Source organism: Bordetella sp. (assembly GCF_051960075.1).
Classification (GTDB): domain Bacteria; phylum Pseudomonadota; class Gammaproteobacteria; order Burkholderiales; family Burkholderiaceae_B; genus Bordetella.
Window position 1 is genome coordinate 30,773 of sequence record NZ_JBQCER010000099.1, and the last position, 21,924, is coordinate 52,696.

Genomic DNA, 21,924 nt, shown 5'->3' on the forward strand with positions numbered 1-21,924 from the left:
GGCTGGTGGCCAGCGGGAGTCAGTACTGGACCTTGCGGTCGATATAGCGGAACTGCACGATGGTCAGCACAATGACGATGAGCATCAGCACCACCGATTGCGCGGCCGAGGAGCTCAGGTTCAGTCCGTTGAAGCCGTCGTTGTAGACCTTGTAGACCAGGATGTCGGTGGACGTTCCGGGACCGCCCTGCGTGGTGGTGTCGATCACCGCGAAGGTATCGAAGAACGCATAGATGATGTTGATCACGAGCAGGAAAAAGGTGGTGGGCGAGAGCAAGGGGAAGACAATGCTCCAGAAGCGCCGCCACGGCGAGGCGCCATCGATGGCGGCCGCCTCGATCAGCGACTTGGGGATCGATTGCAGACCGGCCAGGAAGAACAGGAAGTTGTAGGAGATCTGCTTCCATACGGCCGAGATCAGCACCAGGATCATCGCATCGGTGCTGTCCAGGCGCGGGTTCCAGGGGATGCCCAGGCTATTGAGCGCCACGGCCAGGATGCCGACTGCCGGCGAGAACAGAAAGAGCCACAATACGCCCACCACGGCCGGCGCCACGGCGTAGGGCCAGATGAGCAGGGTCTTGTAGACGCTGGCGCCACGAATGACGCGGTTGGCCATCACGGCCAGCAGCAGCGCCAGCGATAGGCCCACGAAGGCCACCAGGATGGAGAACACCGCGGTAGTCTTGAACGAATCGAGGTAGGCCGACTGGGTGAACAGGTCGGTAAAGTTTTCCAGGCCGACGAACTGGGTGGTCAGCCCGAAGGCGTCCTGCAGTTGCGTGGACTGCCAGATGGCTTCGCCAGCAGGCAAAAAGAAGAAGATGACCGTAATCAGCAACTGAGGGGTCAGCAGCAGATAAGGCAGGGTCTTGTGGCCGAAAACGACGCGTTTTTCCATGGGGCAGGGCAGGTTCAGGACGGGCCGACGACCCGATGGCCGCAAGCATAACCGCAAAAACAAACCGGCTATTCAGTCAATAAAGTGAAAAACAATAAAGTGAAAAACGGGCGGGTCTTTCCGTCGGGAAAGACCCGCCCGCGGCGCATTTAACTTATTTGACGCTTTGCTGGAACTTGGCCAGCAGCGCGTCGCCGCGCTTGGTCATGTCTTGCAGGCCGGCCTTGGCGGTCATCTTGCCCGACACGATGTTTTCGAAGTCGGCGTCCTCGATGTCGCGAATCTGCGGCAGGAAGCCCAGACGGATGCCGCGCGACTGCGCGGTGGTCTTGACGTTGAGCTGTTGCACGCCCACTTCGGTGCCGGGGTTCTTGTCGTAGAAGCCTTGCTGCTTGGTCAGCTCATAGGCGGCCTTGGTCACAGGCACATAGCCGGTGGCCTGATGCCATTGTGCGGCGACCTCGGGGCTGGCCAGGTACTTGAAGAACTTGGTGACACCCTTGTAGACCTCGGGCGACTTGTGGGCGAAGACCCACAGCGAAGCGCCGCCGATGATGGCGTTCTGCGGCGCGCCCTTGACGTTGGCGTAGTAGGGCAGGGTCGAGATGCCGAACTGGAACTTGGCGTTCTGCAGCAGGCTGGCGCGCAGGCCCGACGAGCCGGTGATCATGCCGCACTTGCCGCTCACGAACAGCGCGTTGGGGTTGTCGCCGCGGCCGCCGTACGTGAAGATGCCTTCCTTGGACCACTTGGCCAGGTTCTGCATGTGGCGCAGGACCAGCGGATTGTCGATGGCCAGGCGCGCGCCGAAGCCGCCGAAACCGTTGTTCTCGGTGGCGTAGGGAATGTTGTGCCAAGCCGAGAAGGTCTCGAGCTGGATCCCCGAGGGCCAGCTGGTGGTATAGCCGCATTCCATACCGGCAGCCTTGAGCTTGGCGCCGTCGGCTGCGACTTCTTCCCAGGTCTTGGGCGGCTTGTTGGGATCCAAGCCCGCCTTCTGGAAGGCGTCCTTGTTGTAGTAGAACACAGCCGTCGAGCTGTTGAACGGCATCGATTCGAGCTTGCCGTCGTTGGTCGAGTAGTAGCCGGCCACGGCGCCGAGGAAGGCCTTGGCGTCGATCGGATCGCCGGCCTTTTCGGACATCTGCTGCACCGGCATGACGGCGCCCTTGGCGGCCATCATGGTGGCGGTGCCGACTTCGAACACCTGCAGGATGTCGGGCGCATTGCCGGCGCGGAACGCGGCGATGCCGGCGTTCATGGTTTCGTTGTAGCTGCCTTTGTAAATGGCCTTGACGTCGTAGTCGGGGTTGGCCTTGTTGAAGGCGGCCACGATGGCGTTCACGCGGTCGCCGAGCGGGCCTTCCATTGCATGCCAGAACGAGATTTCGGTGACGGCCTGGGCCGAGGTGGCGGTGAGCGCGCCGGCGATGGCCAGGGCAGTGGCCAGACGTGAGAATCGCATTACAACTTCCTCCTGAGATGGCCGGCGCGGCGCGGGTTGCGACGCACGCGGCGAGTGTGTGTACCGAGCGCTGTCGGGTCTCGATGCAGGCTGGCACTTTATGAAGTGTTTATGACAACGGCGTGACTTTGATCCAGCGGGCGCCAAACTGTCAATGATCTTGTTGGCCCGCGTTCGCGGCGACCTGGCGACATTCCTGGTTCATGGGTTGAAAGTTAACTGAAGGATTGCTTGGCGCCGATCCGGGTTTACTGGGTAGAAACTCGGGTTTACCTATAAATCGTGGTGGGTATTACAATTTCATCCCTATGGACAACCTCACTCTCGCATTCATCGGCGGCGGCAATATGGCCGCCGCCCTGGCTTCCGGCCTGGCAGGAAAGATCTGCGCCGCCGGCGATATCCACGTCATCGACATCAACGAAGCGGGGCACGAAGCCTGGCGCGCCCGCGGCATGACCACGGCAACCCAGCCCGATGAGACGTTGCGACGCTGCAAGGCCTGGGTCTATGCGGTCAAGCCGCAGCACATGCGCGAGGCGGTGCTGCAGAGCAAGCCCTGGCTGGCGCCCGATACGCTCATCATCAGCATCGCGGCCGGTATACGGGCCGATACCCTGGCCGGTTGGCTGGGCGAGCCGGGCAAGCCCTGGCAGCGGCTGGTGCGTTGCATGCCCAATACGCCTGCGCTGGTGGGTGCGGGCATGACGGGTCTGGCGGCAATGCCTGGCGTGACAGAATCCGATCGCGCGCTGGTCGCCCGTCTCTTGCAGTCGGTTGGCGAGGTGGTGTGGGTGGATGGCGATGCCGGACTGGATGCGGTTACCGCCGTGTCGGGCAGCGGTCCGGCGTATGTCTTCCTGCTGCTGGAAGCCCTGGCGGCGGCGGGCCAGTCGGTGGGCCTGACCGAAGCGCAAGCGCACCAGCTGGCGCAGGCTACGGTGGCCGGCGCGGCCAGATTGTCGGGGCAGTCGACCGACACGCCGGCGGTCCTGCGCGAGAAGGTGACATCCAAGGGCGGCACGACGGCCGCGGCGCTGGACGTGTTCAAGCAGGCCGGTTTTGCCGACATCGTGCGCGATGCGGTGCAGGCTGCGGCGCGTCGTTCGAGAGAGCTGGCCGAAGAGTTCGGCAAATAGGCCGCATCGATAACAATGCAGAGGGGCCGCCTGCGCTTTGCGCGGGCGGCCCCTTTTTATTGCGGGACTGTCGCTGCGATGCGCTTTATTCCAGCCCTTCGGCCTTGAGCGCAGCCGCGACGCCGGGGTCGGCCTTCATGCGTGCGTTGAATTCGGGCAGGTTGGCCAGGCCGGACAGGTCAAGATTCTTGGCGTGAGCCCAGCGCAGTACGACGAACAGATAGGCGTCGGCGGCGGTGCGCCGGGCGCCGGTCAGGTAGTCGCGGCCATCGAGGCGCGCGTCGAGCATGGCGAAGTAGCGGTGCAAGATCTTGGCGGCCGAAGCGGCGAGCTCTTGCTGGGCGGCATCGTCGCTGACGAAGCGCCCTGGACCGAAGAGCAGGCTGAAGGTGCGGTGCAGGTCGGAGTTGATGAAGGCTAGCCAGCGCATGGTTTCGGCCAGGCCCTCGGGCGTGCCGTCGCCCAGCAGGCCCGCTTCGGGGTGCTTGGCGTTCAGGTAGGCGAGGATGGCGAGGTTCTGGTTCAGATTGAAGTCGCCATCGGTAATGGCCGGCACGGCGCCCATGGGGTTGATCTTGAGGTAGTCGGGCGACTTGATCGCGTCCCGCTCCATTTTCCGGGCTTCGTAGGGCTTGCCTATCCACTCCAGCGAGATGTGGATAGTGAGCGAGCAGGCTCCGGGCAAGTAGTACAGCTTCATGTTCTATCTCCTGTGGCATGAACGTGCTGCCGGGTATGGTACGCCCGCAGGACGGGTTGCGCGACGGGCCTCGGACCTTCGATTCAACGCGGCGCGCGCCAGGCCGCCCAGCCCGTCATGGCCCAGGCCAGCAGAAAGGCGACGCCGCCCAAGGGCGTGATCGCGCCCAGCCAGCGCATGCCGGTGAGGGCCAGCGCATAGAGGCTGCCCGAGAACAGCACGATGCCGGCGAACATCAGCCACGCAGCGACCGGCAGCAGGCGGGTCCGAGGGTGGCGCGTACGCAGCCAGGCCACGGCGAACAGGCCCAATGCGTGGACGAGATGATATTGCACGCCGATCTGCCAGACGCCGAGCATCTCGGCGTCGATTCTGCCCTTTAGGCCGTGGGCGCCGAAAGCGCCGGCAGCGACGCCGACGAGCATGCAGAGGGCGGCGAGCGCCGGGAGCGAACGATCGTTCATGGTGAGGCCGGAAGTAAACAGAAACCTATTATTATGCGCAAATTCAACGGAGGCCGAATGGAACACAGCATTCCCCTGATCACAACGCTGGCCGAGGGCTTCGGCATGGCGCTGGTCCTGGGCTTCGCGGCCGAGCGCATCAAGGTGCCGGCGCTGGTCGGCTATCTGTTGGCGGGCATACTCATCGGTCCGGCTACGCCAGGGGTCGTGGCCGATGTGAAGTTGGCTTCGGAGTTGTCGGAAATCGGCGTCATGCTGCTGATGTTCGGCGTAGGGCTGCATTTTTCGCTGCGCGACCTGCTGGACGTCAAACGCCTGGCCGTGCCCGGCGCCATGGTGCAGATGGCGCTGGCCACCGCGATGGGTATGCTGATCGCGTGGCTCTGGGGCTGGAGCTGGGGCAGTGGGCTGGTCTTTGGCCTGTCGCTGTCCTGCGCCAGCACCGTGGTGCTGCTCAAGGCGCTGGAGACGCGCGGCACGCTGGAAACGCAAAATGGCCGCATTGCCGTGGGCTGGCTGGTGGTGGAGGATCTGGCCACGGTCCTGGTGCTGGTGCTGTTGCCGCCCTTGGCCGGCGTGTTGGGCGGCCAGGCGCTGGAGCACGGCGCCACCGGCATGGCCTTGTGGCTGACCATCGGCAAGACGCTGCTGGAGGTGGCCGTGTTCATCGTCCTGATGCTTGCCGTCGGCCGGCGTGCATTGCCCTGGCTGCTGTGGCAGGTGGCGCGCACCGGCTCGCGCGAGATGTTCACCCTGGCGGTCGTTGCCGCGGCGATCGGCATTGCCTACGGCGCCGCGCAGCTTTTCCATGTGTCGTTTGCGCTGGGGGCTTTTTTCGCCGGTATGGTCATGCGCGAGTCGGAGTTCAGCCACCGCGCCGCCGAGGAGTCGCTGCCGCTGCGCGATGCTTTCTCGGTGCTGTTCTTCGTCTCGGTCGGCATGCTGTTCGATCCCGCCATTCTGCTGCGCGAACCTCTGCATGTGCTGGGCGTGCTGGTCATCATCATGTTCGGCAAATCACTGGTGTCGATGGCCTTGGTCCTGCTTTTGCGCTATCCGCTCACGACAGCGCTGACCGTGTCGGCCAGCCTCGCGCAGATCGGCGAGTTCTCTTTCATCCTGGCCGGGCTGGGCGTGTCGCTGGGCCTGCTGCCGCCCGAGGGCATGAGTCTGATACTGGCCGGCGCGATTCTCTCTATTGCGCTTAATCCCATTCTCTTTGCCGCCATCGAACCGCTGCGCAAATGGGTGCTGGCGCGGTCGGCGCTGGCCCGCAAGCTCGAAGCCAGCGGCGATCCCTATGCCGAATTGCCCGTGAGCACCGAGCGCAAGTATCTCGACGGGCAGGTGGTGTTGGTGGGATACGGCCGGGTAGGGCGGCGCGTCGCCACCGACCTGGCGGCGCACGGCATCCCGATGGTGGTGGCCGAGCAAAGCCGCGAGAGAGTCGAAGACTTGCGCAATCAGGGGCAGGCGGCAGTCCTGGGCGACGCGGCCGAACCGGCCGTGCTGATCCAGGCCCATATCGCGCACGCAGCCATGCTGGTGGCGACCGTGTCCGATCCGGTGGGCATGCGCAAGATGGTCGACACGGCGCGCACGCTCAACCCGCAGATCGAGATCGTTCTGGTCGCGCAAAGCGAGGACGAGATGCGGATGCTGCGCGAGGAAAATATCGGCGAGGTGTTCATGGGCGACGAGCAGCTGGCCCGCGGCCTGGCGGGGCACGTGCGATCGCGCTTTGCCCAGTAGATCCTGGCAGGCGCTAGGCCCGGGCGCGGCCCAAGGCCTGGCCCATGCGCACGGCGCCGCCGGGCTCGGCCAGATCGGTCCAGTCCACGCGGTCGCGCCCGAACAGGGCTACGACGGTCGAGCCCAGCAGGAAGCGCCCCATTTCGGCGCCTTGCGCCAGCTGTGCGGCCTGCGCACCCTGATAGCGCGTGACGACCAGGTCGGGACGATGCGGCGCAATGCGGCCCGCCCAGACGGTCTGTACCGACGCCACGATCATTGCGCCCACCAGCACTAGAGCCATGGGGCCGTGCGCGGGTGTATCGAAAATGCAGACGACGCGCTCGTTGCGCGCAAAAAGACCCGGCACGCTGCGGGCCGTCAGCGGGTTGACCGAGTAAAGCCGGCCGGGCACGTAAACCATCTCGCGCAGCACGCCGGACACCGGCATGTGCACACGGTGATAGTCGCGCGGCGACAGGTAGATGGTGGCGAAGCTGCCGTCGGTGAACGGCGCAGCGCGCTCGGCGTCGCCGCCCAGCAGGTCGAGCAGGTCGAAATGGTGGTTCTTGGCCTGGAAGATGCGGCCGCCGACAATGCGGCCGGCCTGGCTGACGCTGCCGTCAGCCGGGCACAGTACTGCGCCCGGTGTCGCATCCAACGGACGCGCATCGGGCTTCAGGGCGCGGGTGAAAAAATCGTTGAAGCTCTCGTAGGCCAGCGGGTCTTCGATTTGCGCTTCGCGCATGTCCACGTCGTAGCGGCGCAAAAAACGACCGATGAGGGTGTTCTTGACTCCGGTCATGCGGCATCCTGCCAGGCTGCCTGCCAGGCGCGAAACCATCTGATGCGGGGCCAGATGCTGGCAGGCGAGAAACAGCGAGTCGGAAAAAGACATGGCGACAGACGAAAATCGCGCCCTCCCATAGTGGGCGCCGAGGGCGAAGTGTAGCGCGCAGGGGCCGTCTTAACGCGGCGTATCGTTGTCTTTCTCTTGAAAGTGCGCCGTAAATTTCTCTCCCTCGGACGAAGGAGGCGCCTCAAACGCTTCGTTGGCCGCGGCGGCGTTCCGGGCGGCGATAATCTCTTCCAGCGTCTCGATCGGCGCATCCGGCGGAATCGTCAGGATCTTGTCCCGGTCGATGCTGCGCGGCGTGGAGAGATTCTGGCGCCGCGAAGCGGTGTAGTGCAGCAGCACCGACATCGCCGAACTCTTGTCTTGTATCCATTTTGTGCGCTTGCGCAGATGCCGGATGGCTTGTTCTGCAGTACCCAGCCGATAGACCAGGTGCTCGATTTCCACACTGCCCTTGCTTGCGAACTCTTCGTCGGTCAGGTTGACGATGCCAACCGCCTCCATGTTGTAGGTGTCGAAATCGGCCCGATACACGAACTTCAAATCGTTATACGGATCCCGCACCACGATAAGCCTGTCTCCGGAATAATCGTTGATGAGACCGATGACGGGGGATTCGCGCAGGCGTCCGCCCTTATCTTCTTCGGTATAAAGAAAGATAGTGTGGCGAGGGAATGCAATTTCGTTATTCATGGGGTTTTGCTTCACGCGCATGCAGATCATGCGTATGAACAGATTGTCGGATTTTGTCCCACTTGCGTCCAGAGAAACTGAGGTCAAGTAGGGCATTTCATGCGCTTTCGGAACAAAGCGTGACGTTCCTTTTCATTTTCGGCATGGAGGTATTCATGAAACTCTTCTCAACCGCTTGGGTCATGGCCGCGGCAATGACCGGTGCATTGATAGCGACCACGCCGGCGCGCGCCCAGTCAGCGCCGTCCACGCAACTGCGCGGAACGATTTCCAGCGTCAGTCCCCATGCAATGACGCTCAAGACGACGGGGGGCGACAAGCCGGTCGCGGTGGCTTTACCGGCTCATGTCAGGTTGCTCTCGGTGTCGCGCGCCAGCCTGGCCGGCATCAAACCCGACAGCTATATCGGCACGGCCGCCACGCGGCGCCAGGATGGAACGCTCGAGGCGCTGGAAGTGCACATTTTCGCTCCCGGCATGCGCGGCGTAGGCGCAGGCTTCCGACCCTGGCGGGGCGCAGGCGGCGCGACAGGCACGATGACCAATGGCACGGCGGGAAGCCTGGACAAAGGCCTCGCGGGCAGCATGGTCAACGGCTCGGTGAGCGCGTCGACGGGGCTGGGGGCCGGCGCAACGCTGGTGGTCGATTACCCCGGCGGTCGGCAGACCGTGGACGTGTCGCCCGATGTGCCCGTGGTCTATATGGAGCCCGGCAAACGCAGCCTGCTCAAGCGCGGTACCGCCGTGCTGGTGTTTGCTGCCCGAGATAGATCAGGCGGATGGACGGCCCGCACTGTCATCGCCGGCAAGGACGGCGTCGTGCCCCCGATGTAGGAATCGGTGGCAGGCCAATATCGATGCGCGAGGCATAAGCAAATTACCAGGCCAGGCATAACGATCTAATCATCGATTCGTTCTTGTGCCCGCCATGCCTGCCTAGAATCGTCTGCATTCCCACTGACCGCATGCAGCCGATCCATGAAACTTCTGCCCTCTTTGCGTGTTGCAATGCGCATACTCGGGGTCTGCGTGATCGCCTGGGCCGCCCTGCATCCCGCCGCGGATGCCGGCAAGGCCGCAGCGACGGACACTGCCGTATCGTCCGGCACGTAAACCCCGCCCGGCGGCCCGGCGCGATCCGCGCCCTATAATTCGTGGCGTGAGCCACAACAAACCTGTTTCCGTGCACGATATGCAGGGCTTCGACGCCCTGATCGATGCACGCTCCCCGTCGGAATTTGCGCTCGATCACGTGCCGGGCGCCATCAACTGCCCGGTGCTGGACGACGAAGAGCGCCGCATCGTGGGCACGCTCTACGTGCAGCAATCGTCTTTCGAGGCCAAGCGCGTCGGCGGCGCCATGGTGGCGGCCAACATCGCGCGGCACTTGCGCGAGCAGTTCCACGATAAACCCAAAAGCTGGCGCCCGCTGGTCTACTGCTGGCGCGGCGGCATGCGCAGCGGCAGCCTCGTGACCTGGCTGCGTCTGGTGGGCTGGGACGCCCAGCAGCTCAAGGGCGGCTACAAAGCCTGGCGCGGTCACGTCATCGCCAGCGGTGAAGGCCTGGCCGCGGCACTGCGTTTGCGCGTGCTGTGCGGCCCCACAGGCAGTGCCAAGACGCGCGTGCTCCACGAACTGGCTCGCCTGGGCGAGCAGGTGCTCGACCTGGAGGGCCTGGCCAGACACCGAGGCTCGGTCCTCGGGGCCATTCCCGGCGTGGAGCAGCCGTCGCAGAAGGGCTTCGAGACGCTGCTGCATGCGGCCATGTCGTCCTTCGATCCGGCGTGTACGGTGTGGGTCGAGGCGGAAAGTCGCAAGATAGGCCGGTTGAGCCTGCCCGAATACCTGGTGACCCGACTGCGCGCCAGCCCGGTGGTGGAGATCGACGCACCCCGGGAGGCGCGGCTGAACTATCTGCTGCGCGACTACGCGTGGCTGGGCGACGATCCCAGCGGCCTATGCGCCAAGATCGCCGGCCTGAAAGGCCTGTTGTCCAACGAGACTCTGGACCGTTGGCAGGCCTGGGCGCATGCGCGAGCGCTGCCGGCCTTGTTCGAGGAAATGATGGTTTTGCACTACGACCCGCTCTACGCGCGGTCGCAGGGCCGGAACTTTCAGCGCCTGGGTCAGGCTGTAGCGATGCCGGCCGAGGATCTCTCGGACCTCGGCATCGCCGATCTGGCACGGCGCATCGCGGCCTTGGCGGCCGGTTGAAGCATCGCTGCGGCGACCGGCTTCGAACCGGATCGGATCACCACCAGTTGCGTTCGGACTGCAACGACTGCATGCGGGTTTCGAACGCGGCGATGTCGCGCGCGTCTCTCAGATACTGCATGGCGCGCTGATCGTGAGCCTGCATGATGGAAAGCTCCATGAAGTCCTTCTCCGGATGCGGCGCCGGCCGGCGGGGAAGGGGTGAGAGGCGGCTCCAGAAGAAGCTGAAGAACATCGGCAGTGTCATGATCGGTACCTCCTGTTTCAAGTGGTTCTGGACAGCAAGGCGAGGCGCAGGGCCAGCAGGGCAAAGACGGCGGCCAGGGTGCGCGAACCGAACTTGCTCGCGGCACTCGAGCCGTCGGGCAGAAGGCGTCGAATCGAGCCGCTCAAGGTGCCGAGCAAGCCGTTGAGGGTCAGACTGATCAGGGTCAGCAACCCACCCAGCGTGATGATCTGCAGGGCTACGTGGCCTCGGGCTGGATCGACGAATTGCGGCAGGAACGTCATGTAGAACAACATCGGTTTGGGGTTGAGCAGGCTGTTTAGCGCGGCGCGTGCGCTGATGGCGAGCCAGGAACGACGCACTGGCTGGCAAGGCCGCAGCCCGCCGTTTTGACGCAATGCTTTGTAGGCCAGCCACAACAGATAGGCCGCACCCGCATAACGGATCAGATCGAAAGCGGGTGGCCAGGCATGGATGACCGTGACCAGCCCGGACACTGTCAAGGCCGTATAGACCAGATTTGCCATGCCCAGGCCCAATGCGGCAGCCAGGCCTGCGCGCGGGCCTTGAGTCGCTCCGTAGCTGACGACGAAGGCCATATTGGGGCCCGGCGACAAGATCAGCGCCAGGCAGGCGATGGAAAACATAAAAAGCGTGGGGGCAGAGATCATCGTGGCAACTCCAGAAAGCGTCATGCGGGATCCGGGCTTTCAGCGTATGCTATGAATGCAGAACAACAAAGAAATTGTTCTAAATACAAAATGTTCTAGATACAGGTTTTCTTTCTGCCGCAGTCCCGAGCCATGCGCGAGCCCCGCTACAAATCCATCGTCGACGATTTCACCGCGCGCATCCGCGCCGGCAAACTGATGCCGGGCACGCAGTTGCCCACCACGCGCGAGCTGATGCGGCAGCACGGCGTCGCATTGGCCACGGCCTCGCGGGTCTATGCCGAACTGGGCGAGATCGGCCTGGTGGTGGGCGAGACGGGGCGGGGCACTTTCGTGCGCGACACATCCTTGCCGCGCACCATGGGATTGCAGCAGCGTCCTGCGCGCTCGGGCGTGATCGACCTGAGCCTCAACCATGCCTTGTTGCCGGGACAGGACGAGCTGCTGCGGGCCGGCCTGCGCACCATGGCCGCCGCGGGCGACCTCGACGCCTTGCTGCATCCCGCGCCGCATGGCGGGCGGCCGCACGAAAGGCAGATGTTCGCGCGCCATCTGCGCAACCGCGGCATCCGTGTTCCCGGCGAGCAGGTGCTGATCGTCAACGGTGCGCAGCAAGGCCTGTCCGCTGCGGTCATGGCCATGTTCCAGCCTGGCGATGTGCTGGCCATCGACGAGCTGACTTATCCCGGCATGAAGAATCTGGCCCAGCAGGCCCACCTGGACCTGGTTCCCGTGCCCCAGCGCCCGGGATACGGCGGCATGGACATGGACCGTCTCGAAGCGTTGTGCCGCAAGCGTCCGGTGCGCGGCATCTACGTCATGCCCACGCTGCACAATCCCCTGGGCTTGGTCATGTCCGAGACCGATCGCCTGCGTCTGGCCGTTCTAGCCGAAAAATACGGTTTCATCATTCTCGAAGATGCAGCCTATGCCTTTCTTGCGGAGCCGGCGCCGCTTCCCGTTTTCACGCTCGCGCCGCAGCGCACGATCTATGTCTGCGGACTATCGAAAAGCGTGGCTTCGGGCCTGCGGCTCGGTTTCATGGCAGCACCGGCCGAATGGATCGCCGACATCGAATATGCCATCCGAGTGTCGACCTGGACGGCCTCTTCGCTGAGCATCGCGCTGGCCTGCCTATGGATAGACGACGGCACCGTCGATCGGCTCGAAGACGGCAAGCGCAAGGACGCCCGCCGTCGCCAGACCTTGGCGCGCCGCGTGCTCAAGGACATCGACGTCCGAGGTCACCCGTCGTCCTATTTTCAGTGGCTGAGCTTGCCGCCGGACATGCGCATAGACCAGGTCGCGGCCAGCCTGGCGCACCAGGGTATTTTGGTGGCTACGTCCGAGCCCTTTTCCACGTCCATGCGCATGCCCCACGCCATGCGCATCGTGCTCAGCGGGATCGCGCCCGACGCGTTGCAGGATGTGCTGGGCAAGGTGCGCCGCGAGATACTGGGCGTGGTTCCGGAAAATTAGTGCCAGGCCTTAGCGGATGCGAATCAGCGCTTCGGGCCCGAGTTCGCCGCAGGCGTTGACCCCTAGCATCGCCATATTGCGATCGACCTCGTCGCGCAGCAGGCGCGTGGTATGCGCCACGCCGTGCGCTCCGGCCACGGCCAGCGCATAGTTGTAAGGCCGGCCCACGAACACCATGCGCGCGCCCAGCGCAATGGCTTTGAGGACATCCGAGCCGCGGCGAAAGCCGCTGTCTATCATCACCGGATAATCCGGGCCCAGCCTTTCGACGACCGTGCGCAGCACGCGCATCGGCGACGTTGCGCCATCCAACTGCCGCCCGCCGTGGTTGGAGAGAATGACGCCGTCAACACCCTGATCGCGCGCAGCCGCAGCGTCGTCGACGCTCAGAATGCCCTTGACCACCAGGTTGCCTTGCCATTGCCGGCGAATGACACGCAGATCTTCCCAGCTCAAATGGTCCCGCGCGGTGAAATCGCGCGTTACGTTGGACGATACGATGGGTGCGCCGCGCGTTGCGTAGGAATTTTCGAAGTGCGGCATGCCGTGCTTGAGCAGCGTGCGCGCGAAGGTGCCGAGCAGCCAGCGCGGCCGCGTCAGCCCATCCCAGGCCAGACGCAGGCTGGGGCGCAGCGGCGTGGAAAAGCCGCTGCGCACATTATTTTCCCGATTGGCCCAGACGGGGATGTCCACGGTCACGACCAAGGTGCCGTAGCCTGCCTGCGCCACGCGCTCGATCAGGGCGGCGCGGCGCTCGGCGTCGCCCGGAAGATAGACCTGGAACCAGGTCGATGGCGCGGCCGCTGCAACGTCCTCGAGCCGGATCAGCGACGAGCCGCTCATGATGGAAGCGATGCCGGCGGCCAGTGCCGATTGCGCCAGCACGATGTCGCCGCGATAGCCCGAGATGGCGTTGATGCCCATGGGCGCGATGCCGAAGGGCGCAGAAAAGCGCTGCCCGAATACTTCGACCCCTTGTGTGCGGCCCGACACATTGCGCAGCACGCGGGTCACAAAACGGTAATCGTCGAAGACATCGCGATTGTCGTCGCGTGTGCGGTTGTCCTCTGCCGCGCCGCTCACATAGCCGAAGACGGGGCGAGGCAGGATGCGGCGCGCAGCAGCCTCGAAATCGTGCAGGCTCAGGATTTTTTCCAGCACGCGCGGCGGTTTTCCTTCTGCGGCCTGGAGACTGATCCGGGAGAGGGCGGCTGGGTCGGCGGTGTTCATCTGCAAGGCATCCTTCGAATCGAGCCGACATTCTATGTCGCGGCGCGAAGCCGGCAAATGCGATCGGCGCAGACCGCTTTACGCTAACCTGGCGGCCTGCTCGCGATCGGATGCACAATGGCGGCAACGACGGCTATCGCCGCCGGCGCGGCGGAAAACTGATCTACAGTCATACCATCGGCCCCAAGGCCCCACGTAGCGGAAGATCCTGCGCGTCTCATTCAACATCCCGACATAGAGTTCTCCGATCATGTCTGCAAGTATTCCCGCATTTTCCTCCGAGAAAGACGCCGATCGGCCGCAGGCCTCGGATCGCATCCGCTCCCGTTTGATCGAAGCCGGGCAGCGCTATCACGCCAACGACAATATCTCGGCTTACATCGAGGAAGGCGAACTGGGGCAGCTGCAGCTCGAGGTCGAAGGCAAGCTGCAGGCAGTGCTGCACTCGCTGGTAATAGACACCGAGAACGATCACAACACCATGAACACCGCGCAGCGCGTGGCCAAGATGTTCATCAAGGAAGTGTTTCGCGGCCGCTACGACGCGGCGCCATCGGTCACGGCATTTCCCAATGTATCGCGCCTGAACGAACTGATGATCGTCGGACCGATCAAGGTGCGCAGCGCCTGCTCGCATCATCTTTGCCCGATTCTGGGCAAGGTCTGGATCGGCGTGCTGCCCAGCCCATCGTCCGATTTGATCGGGCTTTCGAAGTACGCGCGCATCTGCGACTGGGTGATGAGCCGCCCTCAGATCCAGGAGGAAGCGGTGATCATGCTGGCCAACGAGCTCGAACGCCGGATCAAACCTGACGGACTGGCCGTCGTGATCGAGGCCAGCCACTTTTGCATGCATTGGCGCGGCGTCAAGGACGACGGATCCCTGATGAAAAACTCCGTCATGCGCGGCGCCTTCTTGAACGACGTTGCGCTACGGCGAGAATTTTTGAGTCTGCTGCATACGGACAACCCACGATAGCGCGCTCATCACGACGATCGTGAGCGGCTGGCCTGCTATTTTTTTGGATCCAGCGCCCGCAATTTTGTGCGCAGCTGGTCCATTTCCTCGAGCATGTCCGCCACCAGCGCCGCCAGTTCCGGTACCGCGTCGTAGCCGCGTTCGATATGGATCATGCGGCGAGCCCGCCTCAGGTCCACGCTGCTGAAGCGCTGGGTGCTTACGGCCACGCTGCCGTCGCTGAAAAGGCCTGCCTGCACATGCTCCACCACCCAGTCGGGTTTGACGCCGCACGCGCGTGCCAGTTCGTCCAGCGTCAGGGTTTCGTCGTCGAGCAAATGGCCGATGATAACGTCCGTAGGCTGCATGGCTTACGCTCCTTGGCGCTGACGCGGATTGAAGGGCATCTCGCGCGCCATCGTCTCGTAGAGTTGGCGTGCCTTGTCGCTGTCTGCCGGAGGCAGCACGACTTCCAGCACAAGGTAGAAATCACCGGGCGGCTCGCTCGGCAGGCCGCGGCCGCGTAGCCGCAGCTTGCGGCCGCTCTGGCTGCCGGCCGGCACCTGCACGTCGAAAGTGCCGGCCGGCGTCGTTGCCGTGACGGAAGCCCCTAGCGCGGCCTCCCACGGCGCCACCGGCAGGGCGCCGTAGACGTCGGCGCCCTCGATGCGGTAGCGCGCGTCGGGACGGAACTGGACATCCAGATACAAGTCGCCAGCGGGGCCATCTCCTAGCCCCGGCGCGCCCTGACCGCGTAGACGTATGTGCTGCCCCTCGCGGATGCCCTTGGGTATGCGTACGTCGAGCGTGCGCTCCTGGCGCGTGACTCGGCCTTGCTCGTCGATGACGGGTTGCTGCAGTGTGATGGTGCGCGTGGCGCCCTGGTAGCTGTCGGCCAGGTCGATCTGGACGCGGGCATGGCGGTCTTCGCCAGGCATGTGTCGGCCATGAGGCTGGCCGCGTCCGGCGCGGCCGAATAGCGTACTGAAAAACTCGCTGTAGTCGCCTTCCCCGTCGCCGTCGCCTGAAAACTCGTAGCCGGTGTTCCAGTCGGGAGGAGGGCGGAAGTCGCGGGCGGCGTGCGGGCGGCTGTTCAATTCATCGTAGGCGCTGCGCTTTTCCGGATCGCTGAGTACATCGCGTGCTTCGTTGATCTCCTGCATGCGCGCCTGGGCATCGGGCTCTTTGCTCAAGTCGGGATGGTATTTGCGGGCAAGGCGCCGGTAGGCGGTGCGAATCTCGTCCGCGGTGGCGGTCTTTTCCACGCCGAGAATCTTGTAGTAGTCCTTGAAGTCCACAATGGGTCCTCCTGTATCGCTTGTGCCGGACGCTCTCGATGCTGCCGTTCCTAGTCTAGTTCAATGCCTGCCGCGCGCGCCAATCGCGGCGCGGCTCGCGCTGTGCGCCGGGGCGCATCCGGTCGCGGCCCCGATGCGAGGCCGCCTGGCGGTTTGTGCGCGTCACACCTCACGGGTCCTGACGGCGAATGTGCCGCGATCTTGACCTGGAGCAAATAGCGCACGCCTGGACGCCGCTATGGTGATCATCGCGGCGCTTCGATGGCGCGTTTCGTCCATCGATATACGAGTGCGCGCTGCCGTCACGCCGTGCGATCGGCGATCTCTCGAAGGTTAATTCGCATGTCAGGCTCCGCAGCCACCGAAGCGATCGTAGCGACCGGCCTCACCAAATTTTTCGGCGAAGGGGCCACGCGCATGACGGCCGTCAACGCGGTCGATCTGGTCGCGCACTTCGGCGAAATGTTGTTCATCGTCGGGCCGTCAGGCAGCGGGAAAACCACTTTATTGAGCTTGCTTTCGGGAATTCTGCGGCCCGATGCCGGTGCGGTTCGCATCAACGGCAGCGATATCTGGGCACTGTCGAAAGACGACCTGGCGGATTTCCGCTTGAACACGATCGGCTTCGTGTTTCAGGATTATCACCTGTTCCCGCGGCTCACGAGCGTGGAAAACGTCGCGATCCCGCTGATTCTGAAACATCAGAATTGGCAGGAATCCCTTGCAGCGGCGCGTCAGTGCCTCGACATCGTCGGCCTGAAGGAGCGCGCGCAGATCCTTCCGGTCAAGCTCTCCGGCGGCGAGCAGCAGCGCGTTGCGATCGCCCGCGCCATCATCGGTTCCCCGCAGATTCTGGTGCTCGACGAGCCGACGGCATCGCTGGACGGCGATACGGGCCGCATGATCATCGCTTTCGTCAAGCAGAAGATCCTGGACCAACACCGGTGCATCGTGATCGTGACCCACGATGCCCGAATAAGCGAATATGCGGACAGGATCATTCATATGGAGGACGGCCGCATCGTCCAAGGCAGCGGAGACCGGCCATGAGCAACAAATGGCTCATTGGGGTGGCCGCGGCCGGGATAGCGGTCGCCTTGCTGGGCGCCTACCTATTCAGCCTGGTGCGAAAACCGGAGCCGCCCGCCTTCGTTCCGGTCGGCAACCCATATCCCACCGCGATCTACGCCACCGGCATCGTTGAAAGCGAGCAGGCCGGCGGTGCCAACATCAATATGTACCCCGACGTGTCGGGCGTGGTTACTCAGGTGCTCGCTCATGAGGGCGACAAGGTGCGCGCTGGGGAAACACTGCTGCGGATCGACGATACCGTGCAGCGCGCGACGGCGGAGCAACTGCACGCCCAGATGCTCGCGGCCGGCGTCGTGCTCGATAAATTGAAGGCCGAGCCGAGGAAGGAAACCCTGGCCGTCGCCAAGGCGCAGGTAGATCAGGCACAGGCGAATCTGAAAGCGGCCCGGGATCAGTACGACAAGCGCCGGATGTCCTATGAAATGGACAGACGATCGATCAGCAAGGACGTCGTCGATACCGCCCGCGATGCGCTCGGGCAGGCGCAAACAGCACTGGAAGTCGCACGGCGTCAATATGAGCTGACACGCGCCGGCGCGTGGCGCTACGACATCGAAAGCCAGGCGCGGCAATACGACGCGCTGTCCCAGTCGTACAACGCCGCTGCCGCGCTTTTGCAGAAATACACGCTCGCCGCGAAATCGGACGGCGTGATACTCGCCTTGAACGCGGCCGTGGGCAGCTACGTTTCGCCGCAAGGCGTTTACGACAGCTATACCAACGGATCCGATCCCGTGATCGTCATGGGCGCACCGCAGGATTACCTCGCGGTGCGCTGCTATGTCGACGAAATTCTGGTGTCCCGCCTTCCTGCTCCCGACCATATGCGCGCCCAGCTCTCCGTGCGGGGCGCCGAAGTCAAAGTGCCGTTGGAGTTTGTCCGGGTGCAACCCTATGTGTCGCCGAAGATCCAACTGTCCAACCAGCGGCAGGAAAAAGTGGACCTGCGTGTGCTTCCGGTCATTTTCCGGTTCAAGAAGTCGGACCTGCCGATGATCTATCCGGGACTGCTTGTCGATGTCTTCATTGGACAGAAATGATGCTCGCCTACGAGACCAAGTCAGCGGCGGCGCGGGTGCTGCTGGGCGCGGTCGTGATCGCGACGGTATGCGGATGCACCGTCGGCCCGGATTTCACGAGCCCGGCGCCTCCTGGCGTCGATCGCTACACGCGTGAACCGCTGGCGCCATCGACGGTGGTTGCCCAGGGCAAATCGCAACGCTTCATGTCCGGAGCCCCGGTACCCGAAGCATGGTGGCGGCTGTTCGGCTCGCCCGAACTGGACGGGACGGTGCGCCAGGCGCTATCGAACAGCCCCACGGTCGCAGCGGCCCTGGCCAGCCTGCGCGAAAGCCAGGACAATCTGAGGGCAGGGTACGGCGTGTTCTTTCCGCAAGTCGGCGCGCAAGGGCAGGCCGTACGCGAGCAAACGCCGCCAATGCCAGCTGCCGGCCGGCTGCAAGAAGGCAGCGTCTTCAACCTGGTGACGGCAAGCGGCAGCGTGACGTACCTGCTGGACTTTTCCGGCGGAAAGCGCCGCAGTGTCGAGGCATTGCGCGCGCAGTCGGACTACCGGCGCTATCTCGCCATGGCGACCTATCTGACGCTGAGCACCAATGTCGTCAATACCGTCATTGCATACGCGGCCTATGCTGCGGAGGCGAACGCAATCGGCCGGATGATCGCGCTCCAGACGCAGCAATTGCAGGCCATCGAGGCGCAGGTGAGGGCGGGCACGTCGTCCTATTCGACCGTATTGAGCCTTCAAGGCTTGATCGCCGGGAATCGGGCCGCCATGGTGCAGCTGGAACAGAAAATGAGCCAGTCGGCGCACCTATTGGCAACGCTGCAAGGGCGTTCCCCGGCCGAGGCCGACGCGCCTCGGATCGCATTGGCTGCGCTGGCATTGCCCGACGATCTGCCCGTCAGCCTGCCGTCGGATCTGGTCAGGCAGCGCCCTGACATTCTCGCGGCGCAAGCGCAACTGCATGCCGCCAGCGCCAATATCGGCGTGGCGACGGCGGCCATGTTCCCGAGCATCAGCCTGAGCGGGACCTATGGCAAGGATGCCACCCGCTTTGCCGGGCTATCTGGCGACGGATTCAGGTTCTGGAGCATCGGCCCTTCCATTTCGATACCGGTGTTCGAAGGCTGGAGCCTTTGGTACGGACGCAAAGCGGCCATCGATGCGTTCGATCAGGCCCAGGCATCCTACCGGCAGACCGTGCTCGCCGCGTTTGCCCAGGTTGCGGACGTGCTCGATGCCCTCGCGCACGATGCGCAGGCATTGCAGGCGCAAGAGGGCGCGCTGAACGATGCGCGGACGGCGCTGGACCTCGTGCAGGTCAACTTTCGTGCGGGAATGGCCGGATATCTCGACGTGCTGGCCGCCGACGTCCAGTTTCAGCAGGCGTCCATGGCTTATCTTGGATCGGTTGCCCAGCGCCAGCAGGACACCGTCGCGCTTTTTGCGGCACTGGGCGGCGGGTGGCGGGAAACCGCGAACGCGGAGCAGGGCAGGCAATGAGCATGAAATCGCTCGGCATCATGCGCATCGGCTTTCGGCTGCTTGTCAATGACAAGGCGAAATTCTCTGCGCTTCTGGTCGGCATCGTGTTCGCGGTGTTTCTCATGACGCAGATGACGGCGATGTTCGCCGGCATCTTGAATCGAGCCTATTCGACGGTTACGAATGTGGGGGCCGACATGTGGGTGATCGATCCGGCTGTCAACACGCCCACCATCTCGTTTCCCTTGCCGAGTTTTCTTCTGGACGCGGTGCTGAGCATGGACGGCGTGAAATACGCTGCGCCGCTATACATCGGCGGCGCCCAGGTCAGACTTGCCAACGGCAAATATCAATCGGTGAGCGTGGTCGGCCTGGACGATGTCAGTCTTTTCGGCCGGCCGCACATGGAGGAGGGAAACCTCCTCGATATTTACGCAGACAACGCTTTCCTGGTGATCGACGATCCGGAAATCGCCAAGCTGGGCAACCCGAAAATCGGGACCACCTTCGAGATCAACGACCTTCGCGGTGTCGTCGTCGGCCTGGCGAAGGTTTCCGCGAACGGCCTGAACGGCGTACCGACGCTTTACACCTTGTACAGCCGCGCCGTCGCCTATATTCCGGGCACCCGTTTCTCCACGTCGTACATTCTTGTGGAACCTAAAACGCCAGCGGCGGTCGCATCGATCAAACAGCAGGTGGCCAAGCTTGGCTACCTCGCCCTGACCAAGGCCGAGTTCAATCAGCGCATTGCCAATTTCTACACCTATCAGACCGGCATCGGGACCAATATTCTGTTGATGACGATCATCAGCTTTTTGGTCGGCGCCTCGATTTCGGGCCAGACGTTTTATGCATTCGTACTCGAAAATCTCGACAATTTCGGCGCGCTCAAGGCCATCGGGGCCAAGGGAAGCGAACTGGTGAAAATGATCCTGTTCATGGCCGCCTTTACCGCGCTGACAGGGTATGGGATCGGCGTGGGGCTGGTCACGGTGGTGATTTCGCTGATCCAAAGCGTCTTGCCGAACTATGCGGCCATCACGACATCCTGGAACCTCGCGTTCTCGTTTGCGATGGTCTTGCTGATCGCCGGGGTCTCGAGCTATATCGGAGTCCGTCGGGTGCTTAAGATCGAGCCGTTCGACATATTCCGGGGATAGCCGGGTCAGCCGATCCGCCACCGTGCTTTTATTCGCATAATGTATATTATGTAAAGTACGAGATATGGCGGGCGCCTGACCGAATGTCGAGATACCCGCCCGATTACCCGGCTGCGCCTAGAGCTCGAGCACGAGTTTGCCGCTGGCCCCGCCCGTGCGAACCAGCTCGTGAGCCTCTTGCGCCTGGTCGAGCGTCAACCGGCGGCTATCGAGCCGCGGCAGCAGTTTGCCGTCTTCCGCCAGCTTCGTCGCTTCGGCCAGAATCCGCCCGTGCGCTTCGCGCCCTTCGCCGGACAACAATGGACGCAACGTAAACACGCCTGCATAGCTCGCAGAGCGGAAAGACAGCGGTCCCAGGGAGTACGTGCCCCAGCCGAGCGAGCTTGTTACCCTGCCGAATTTGCGCACGGCCTGGAAGGCGGTGTCGAGCGCGCCGACGCAGTCGTAGACGACATCGAAGCCCAGGCCGTCGGTGAATTCTTTCACGTAGGCGTCCACCGGCGTATTGCGATCGATCGCGACAGCGCCCAGGGATCGCAGGTAGTCGGCCGCATCGGCGCTGTCGACGCCGAATACGCATGCGCCGCGGGCATGCGCAAGCTGCAGCGCAACGTGGCCCACGCCTCCGGCGCCGCCTATCACCAGGACCTTGTCGGCGGGTTGGACATCTGCAATATCCACCATGCCTTCCCAGGCGGTAATGATGGCCAGCGGCAGCGCGGCCGCTTGCCGCATGGTGAAATTGGCCGGTTTTTTCGCCAACAAGCGCGCATCGACGGCCGCGAATTCGGCCATCGAGCCTTGCACGCCCGCCACGCCGCCGGCCATGGCCCAAACTTCGTCCCCGGGCGCGAAATCCGTTACGCCGGGACCGACGTGTTCGACGATTCCGGCCAGATCCATGCCCAGCACCGCGGGCAAGGGATGACGTGCGTGATCGGCGGCGCCGGCTCGGATCTTGGTATCGAGCGGATTGACTCCGCTGGCACGTATCCGCACGAGAACGTCTCCGGCTCCAATCTGCGGCATGGGCAGGTCGATCCAGCGAAAAGGCGCGTCGGGCGCATCCACCACCAGGGCACGCATCGTCTCGAATTTCATTTTTACTCTCCAAAAAATAGACAATGACGACACT

At 63.6% G+C, this 21,924-nt stretch carries 23 protein-coding genes; 11 read left to right on the plus strand and 12 right to left on the minus strand.

The annotated features are described in order from the left end of the window. Nucleotides 1-19: 19 nt before the first annotated feature. Complete coding sequence (gene ugpA / locus ACTHJ1_RS17595) at nucleotides 20-901, minus strand: sn-glycerol-3-phosphate ABC transporter permease UgpA (RefSeq protein WP_440195161.1); 882 nt, start codon at nucleotides 899-901, stop codon at nucleotides 20-22. A 154-nt stretch (nucleotides 902-1,055) separates the two neighbouring features. Beyond that, nucleotides 1,056-2,366 (minus strand): sn-glycerol-3-phosphate ABC transporter substrate-binding protein UgpB, encoded by a 1,311-nt coding sequence (gene ugpB / locus ACTHJ1_RS17600; RefSeq protein ID WP_440195164.1) that lies wholly within the window; start codon nucleotides 2,364-2,366, stop codon nucleotides 1,056-1,058. Nucleotides 2,367-2,674: 308 nt separating this feature from the next. Here ugpB and proC point away from each other — a divergent pair, with 308 nt between their 5' ends. Then, nucleotides 2,675-3,505, plus strand: coding sequence for a pyrroline-5-carboxylate reductase (gene proC / locus ACTHJ1_RS17605; RefSeq protein WP_440195167.1), 831 nt, complete (start codon nucleotides 2,675-2,677; stop codon nucleotides 3,503-3,505). 85 nt (nucleotides 3,506-3,590) lie between these two features. Here proC and ACTHJ1_RS17610 read toward each other — a convergent pair whose 3' ends face one another. Then, nucleotides 3,591-4,205: a glutathione S-transferase family protein gene (locus ACTHJ1_RS17610; protein ID WP_440195169.1), complete on the minus strand. Its 615-nt coding sequence runs from the start codon at nucleotides 4,203-4,205 to the stop codon at nucleotides 3,591-3,593. 83 nt (nucleotides 4,206-4,288) lie between these two features. Beyond that, nucleotides 4,289-4,669, minus strand: coding sequence for a DUF423 domain-containing protein (locus tag ACTHJ1_RS17615; RefSeq protein ID WP_440195172.1), 381 nt, complete (start codon nucleotides 4,667-4,669; stop codon nucleotides 4,289-4,291). 57 nt (nucleotides 4,670-4,726) lie between these two features. On the opposite strand from ACTHJ1_RS17615, the gene ybaL reads away from it, so the two are divergent. Continuing rightward, nucleotides 4,727-6,421: a YbaL family putative K(+) efflux transporter gene (gene ybaL, locus ACTHJ1_RS17620; protein WP_440195175.1), complete on the plus strand. Its 1,695-nt coding sequence runs from the start codon at nucleotides 4,727-4,729 to the stop codon at nucleotides 6,419-6,421. Between the two features lie 13 nt (nucleotides 6,422-6,434). Here the strand turns inward: ybaL and asd are convergent, their stop codons facing one another. Continuing rightward, entirely contained in the window at nucleotides 6,435-7,298 is an 864-nt protein-coding gene (gene asd / locus ACTHJ1_RS17625) for an archaetidylserine decarboxylase (RefSeq protein ID WP_440195178.1), read from the minus strand. A 69-nt stretch (nucleotides 7,299-7,367) separates the two neighbouring features. Continuing rightward, complete coding sequence (locus ACTHJ1_RS17630; protein ID WP_440195181.1) at nucleotides 7,368-7,949, minus strand: hypothetical protein; 582 nt, start codon at nucleotides 7,947-7,949, stop codon at nucleotides 7,368-7,370. A 155-nt stretch (nucleotides 7,950-8,104) separates the two neighbouring features. Between ACTHJ1_RS17630 and ACTHJ1_RS17635 the strand changes: the two genes are divergently transcribed. From ACTHJ1_RS17635 to mnmH, 3 genes are all read left to right on the plus strand, one after another. Next, the gene (locus tag ACTHJ1_RS17635; protein ID WP_440195183.1) at nucleotides 8,105-8,782 is read left to right on the plus strand and encodes a hypothetical protein; all 678 of its coding nucleotides are present in this window, start codon (nucleotides 8,105-8,107) and stop codon (nucleotides 8,780-8,782) included. Nucleotides 8,783-8,926: 144 nt separating this feature from the next. Then, complete coding sequence (locus tag ACTHJ1_RS17640) at nucleotides 8,927-9,061, plus strand: hypothetical protein (RefSeq protein ID WP_440195186.1); 135 nt, start codon at nucleotides 8,927-8,929, stop codon at nucleotides 9,059-9,061. Nucleotides 9,062-9,107: 46 nt separating this feature from the next. Continuing rightward, nucleotides 9,108-10,163 (plus strand): tRNA 2-selenouridine(34) synthase MnmH, encoded by a 1,056-nt coding sequence (mnmH, locus tag ACTHJ1_RS17645; protein ID WP_440195189.1) that lies wholly within the window; start codon nucleotides 9,108-9,110, stop codon nucleotides 10,161-10,163. A 37-nt stretch (nucleotides 10,164-10,200) separates the two neighbouring features. On the opposite strand, the gene ACTHJ1_RS17650 is transcribed toward mnmH, so the two are convergent. Continuing rightward, nucleotides 10,201-10,410: a hypothetical protein gene (locus ACTHJ1_RS17650; protein ID WP_440195191.1), complete on the minus strand. Its 210-nt coding sequence runs from the start codon at nucleotides 10,408-10,410 to the stop codon at nucleotides 10,201-10,203. A gap of 17 nt (nucleotides 10,411-10,427) precedes the next feature. Then, nucleotides 10,428-11,060: a LysE family translocator gene (locus tag ACTHJ1_RS17655; protein ID WP_440195194.1), complete on the minus strand. Its 633-nt coding sequence runs from the start codon at nucleotides 11,058-11,060 to the stop codon at nucleotides 10,428-10,430. A gap of 132 nt (nucleotides 11,061-11,192) precedes the next feature. On the opposite strand from ACTHJ1_RS17655, the gene ACTHJ1_RS17660 reads away from it, so the two are divergent. Continuing rightward, a complete protein-coding gene (locus ACTHJ1_RS17660; RefSeq protein WP_440195197.1) occupies nucleotides 11,193-12,539 on the plus strand; it encodes a PLP-dependent aminotransferase family protein in 1,347 nt (448 codons plus the stop codon). 9 nt (nucleotides 12,540-12,548) lie between these two features. Here the strand turns inward: ACTHJ1_RS17660 and ACTHJ1_RS17665 are convergent, their stop codons facing one another. Continuing rightward, the gene (locus ACTHJ1_RS17665; RefSeq protein ID WP_440195200.1) at nucleotides 12,549-13,769 is read right to left on the minus strand and encodes an alpha-hydroxy acid oxidase; all 1,221 of its coding nucleotides are present in this window, start codon (nucleotides 13,767-13,769) and stop codon (nucleotides 12,549-12,551) included. Between the two features lie 250 nt (nucleotides 13,770-14,019). Here ACTHJ1_RS17665 and folE point away from each other — a divergent pair, with 250 nt between their 5' ends. Next, complete coding sequence (gene folE / locus ACTHJ1_RS17670) at nucleotides 14,020-14,748, plus strand: GTP cyclohydrolase I (RefSeq protein ID WP_440195202.1); 729 nt, start codon at nucleotides 14,020-14,022, stop codon at nucleotides 14,746-14,748. A gap of 35 nt (nucleotides 14,749-14,783) precedes the next feature. On the opposite strand, the gene ACTHJ1_RS17675 is transcribed toward folE, so the two are convergent. After that, complete coding sequence (locus tag ACTHJ1_RS17675; protein ID WP_440195205.1) at nucleotides 14,784-15,095, minus strand: chaperone modulator CbpM; 312 nt, start codon at nucleotides 15,093-15,095, stop codon at nucleotides 14,784-14,786. A 3-nt stretch (nucleotides 15,096-15,098) separates the two neighbouring features. Further along, nucleotides 15,099-16,025 (minus strand): DnaJ C-terminal domain-containing protein, encoded by a 927-nt coding sequence (locus tag ACTHJ1_RS17680; RefSeq protein WP_440195208.1) that lies wholly within the window; start codon nucleotides 16,023-16,025, stop codon nucleotides 15,099-15,101. Nucleotides 16,026-16,367: 342 nt separating this feature from the next. On the opposite strand from ACTHJ1_RS17680, the gene ACTHJ1_RS17685 reads away from it, so the two are divergent. Genes ACTHJ1_RS17685 through ACTHJ1_RS17700 form a run of 4 tightly spaced genes read left to right on the plus strand, consistent with a single transcriptional unit; the run spans nucleotide 16,368 to nucleotide 20,789 of the window. Further along, a complete protein-coding gene (locus tag ACTHJ1_RS17685; protein WP_440195211.1) occupies nucleotides 16,368-17,075 on the plus strand; it encodes an ABC transporter ATP-binding protein in 708 nt (235 codons plus the stop codon). After that, complete coding sequence (locus ACTHJ1_RS17690; RefSeq protein ID WP_440195214.1) at nucleotides 17,072-18,157, plus strand: HlyD family secretion protein; 1,086 nt, start codon at nucleotides 17,072-17,074, stop codon at nucleotides 18,155-18,157. Before ACTHJ1_RS17685 ends, ACTHJ1_RS17690 begins: the two co-directional genes overlap by 4 nt. Further along, nucleotides 18,154-19,644, plus strand: a complete 1,491-nt coding sequence (locus tag ACTHJ1_RS17695; protein WP_440195217.1) for an efflux transporter outer membrane subunit — start codon at nucleotides 18,154-18,156, stop codon at nucleotides 19,642-19,644. The genes ACTHJ1_RS17690 and ACTHJ1_RS17695 overlap by 4 nt, the downstream gene beginning before the upstream one ends. A 2-nt stretch (nucleotides 19,645-19,646) precedes the next feature. Further along, nucleotides 19,647-20,789: an ABC transporter permease gene (locus ACTHJ1_RS17700; RefSeq protein ID WP_440195220.1), complete on the plus strand. Its 1,143-nt coding sequence runs from the start codon at nucleotides 19,647-19,649 to the stop codon at nucleotides 20,787-20,789. A 117-nt stretch (nucleotides 20,790-20,906) separates the two neighbouring features. On the opposite strand, the gene ACTHJ1_RS17705 is transcribed toward ACTHJ1_RS17700, so the two are convergent. Further along, the gene (locus ACTHJ1_RS17705) at nucleotides 20,907-21,890 is read right to left on the minus strand and encodes a zinc-dependent alcohol dehydrogenase family protein (RefSeq protein WP_440195223.1); all 984 of its coding nucleotides are present in this window, start codon (nucleotides 21,888-21,890) and stop codon (nucleotides 20,907-20,909) included. Nucleotides 21,891-21,924: the final 34 nt, after the last annotated feature.

What these genes read in the sequence shown, in the direction of transcription:
- ACTHJ1_RS17635 (WP_440195183.1), top strand. Translation starts at nt 8,105, where the DNA reads ATGAAACTCTTCTCAACCGCTTGGGTCATGGCCGCGGCAATGACCGGT.
- ACTHJ1_RS17640 (WP_440195186.1), top strand. Translation starts at nt 8,927, where the DNA reads ATGAAACTTCTGCCCTCTTTGCGTGTTGCAATGCGCATACTCGGGGTC.
- ACTHJ1_RS17660 (WP_440195197.1), top strand. Translation starts at nt 11,193, where the DNA reads ATGCGCGAGCCCCGCTACAAATCCATCGTCGACGATTTCACCGCGCGC.
- ACTHJ1_RS17615 (WP_440195172.1), bottom strand. Translation starts at nt 4,669, where the DNA reads ATGAACGATCGTTCGCTCCCGGCGCTCGCCGCCCTCTGCATGCTCGTC.
- folE (WP_440195202.1), top strand. Translation starts at nt 14,020, where the DNA reads ATGTCTGCAAGTATTCCCGCATTTTCCTCCGAGAAAGACGCCGATCGG.
- ACTHJ1_RS17630 (WP_440195181.1), bottom strand. Translation starts at nt 7,949, where the DNA reads ATGAATAACGAAATTGCATTCCCTCGCCACACTATCTTTCTTTATACC.
- ACTHJ1_RS17665 (WP_440195200.1), bottom strand. Translation starts at nt 13,769, where the DNA reads ATGAACACCGCCGACCCAGCCGCCCTCTCCCGGATCAGTCTCCAGGCC.
- ACTHJ1_RS17695 (WP_440195217.1), top strand. Translation starts at nt 18,154, where the DNA reads ATGATGCTCGCCTACGAGACCAAGTCAGCGGCGGCGCGGGTGCTGCTG.
- ACTHJ1_RS17675 (WP_440195205.1), bottom strand. Translation starts at nt 15,095, where the DNA reads ATGCAGCCTACGGACGTTATCATCGGCCATTTGCTCGACGACGAAACC.
- asd (WP_440195178.1), bottom strand. Translation starts at nt 7,298, where the DNA reads ATGTCTTTTTCCGACTCGCTGTTTCTCGCCTGCCAGCATCTGGCCCCG.
- ACTHJ1_RS17655 (WP_440195194.1), bottom strand. Translation starts at nt 11,060, where the DNA reads ATGATCTCTGCCCCCACGCTTTTTATGTTTTCCATCGCCTGCCTGGCG.
- ACTHJ1_RS17700 (WP_440195220.1), top strand. Translation starts at nt 19,647, where the DNA reads ATGAAATCGCTCGGCATCATGCGCATCGGCTTTCGGCTGCTTGTCAAT.
- ACTHJ1_RS17610 (WP_440195169.1), bottom strand. Translation starts at nt 4,205, where the DNA reads ATGAAGCTGTACTACTTGCCCGGAGCCTGCTCGCTCACTATCCACATC.
- ugpB (WP_440195164.1), bottom strand. Translation starts at nt 2,366, where the DNA reads ATGCGATTCTCACGTCTGGCCACTGCCCTGGCCATCGCCGGCGCGCTC.
- ACTHJ1_RS17650 (WP_440195191.1), bottom strand. Translation starts at nt 10,410, where the DNA reads ATGACACTGCCGATGTTCTTCAGCTTCTTCTGGAGCCGCCTCTCACCC.
- ACTHJ1_RS17685 (WP_440195211.1), top strand. Translation starts at nt 16,368, where the DNA reads ATGTCAGGCTCCGCAGCCACCGAAGCGATCGTAGCGACCGGCCTCACC.
- ACTHJ1_RS17690 (WP_440195214.1), top strand. Translation starts at nt 17,072, where the DNA reads ATGAGCAACAAATGGCTCATTGGGGTGGCCGCGGCCGGGATAGCGGTC.
- ugpA (WP_440195161.1), bottom strand. Translation starts at nt 901, where the DNA reads ATGGAAAAACGCGTCGTTTTCGGCCACAAGACCCTGCCTTATCTGCTG.
- ybaL (WP_440195175.1), top strand. Translation starts at nt 4,727, where the DNA reads ATGGAACACAGCATTCCCCTGATCACAACGCTGGCCGAGGGCTTCGGC.
- proC (WP_440195167.1), top strand. Translation starts at nt 2,675, where the DNA reads ATGGACAACCTCACTCTCGCATTCATCGGCGGCGGCAATATGGCCGCC.
- ACTHJ1_RS17705 (WP_440195223.1), bottom strand. Translation starts at nt 21,890, where the DNA reads ATGAAATTCGAGACGATGCGTGCCCTGGTGGTGGATGCGCCCGACGCG.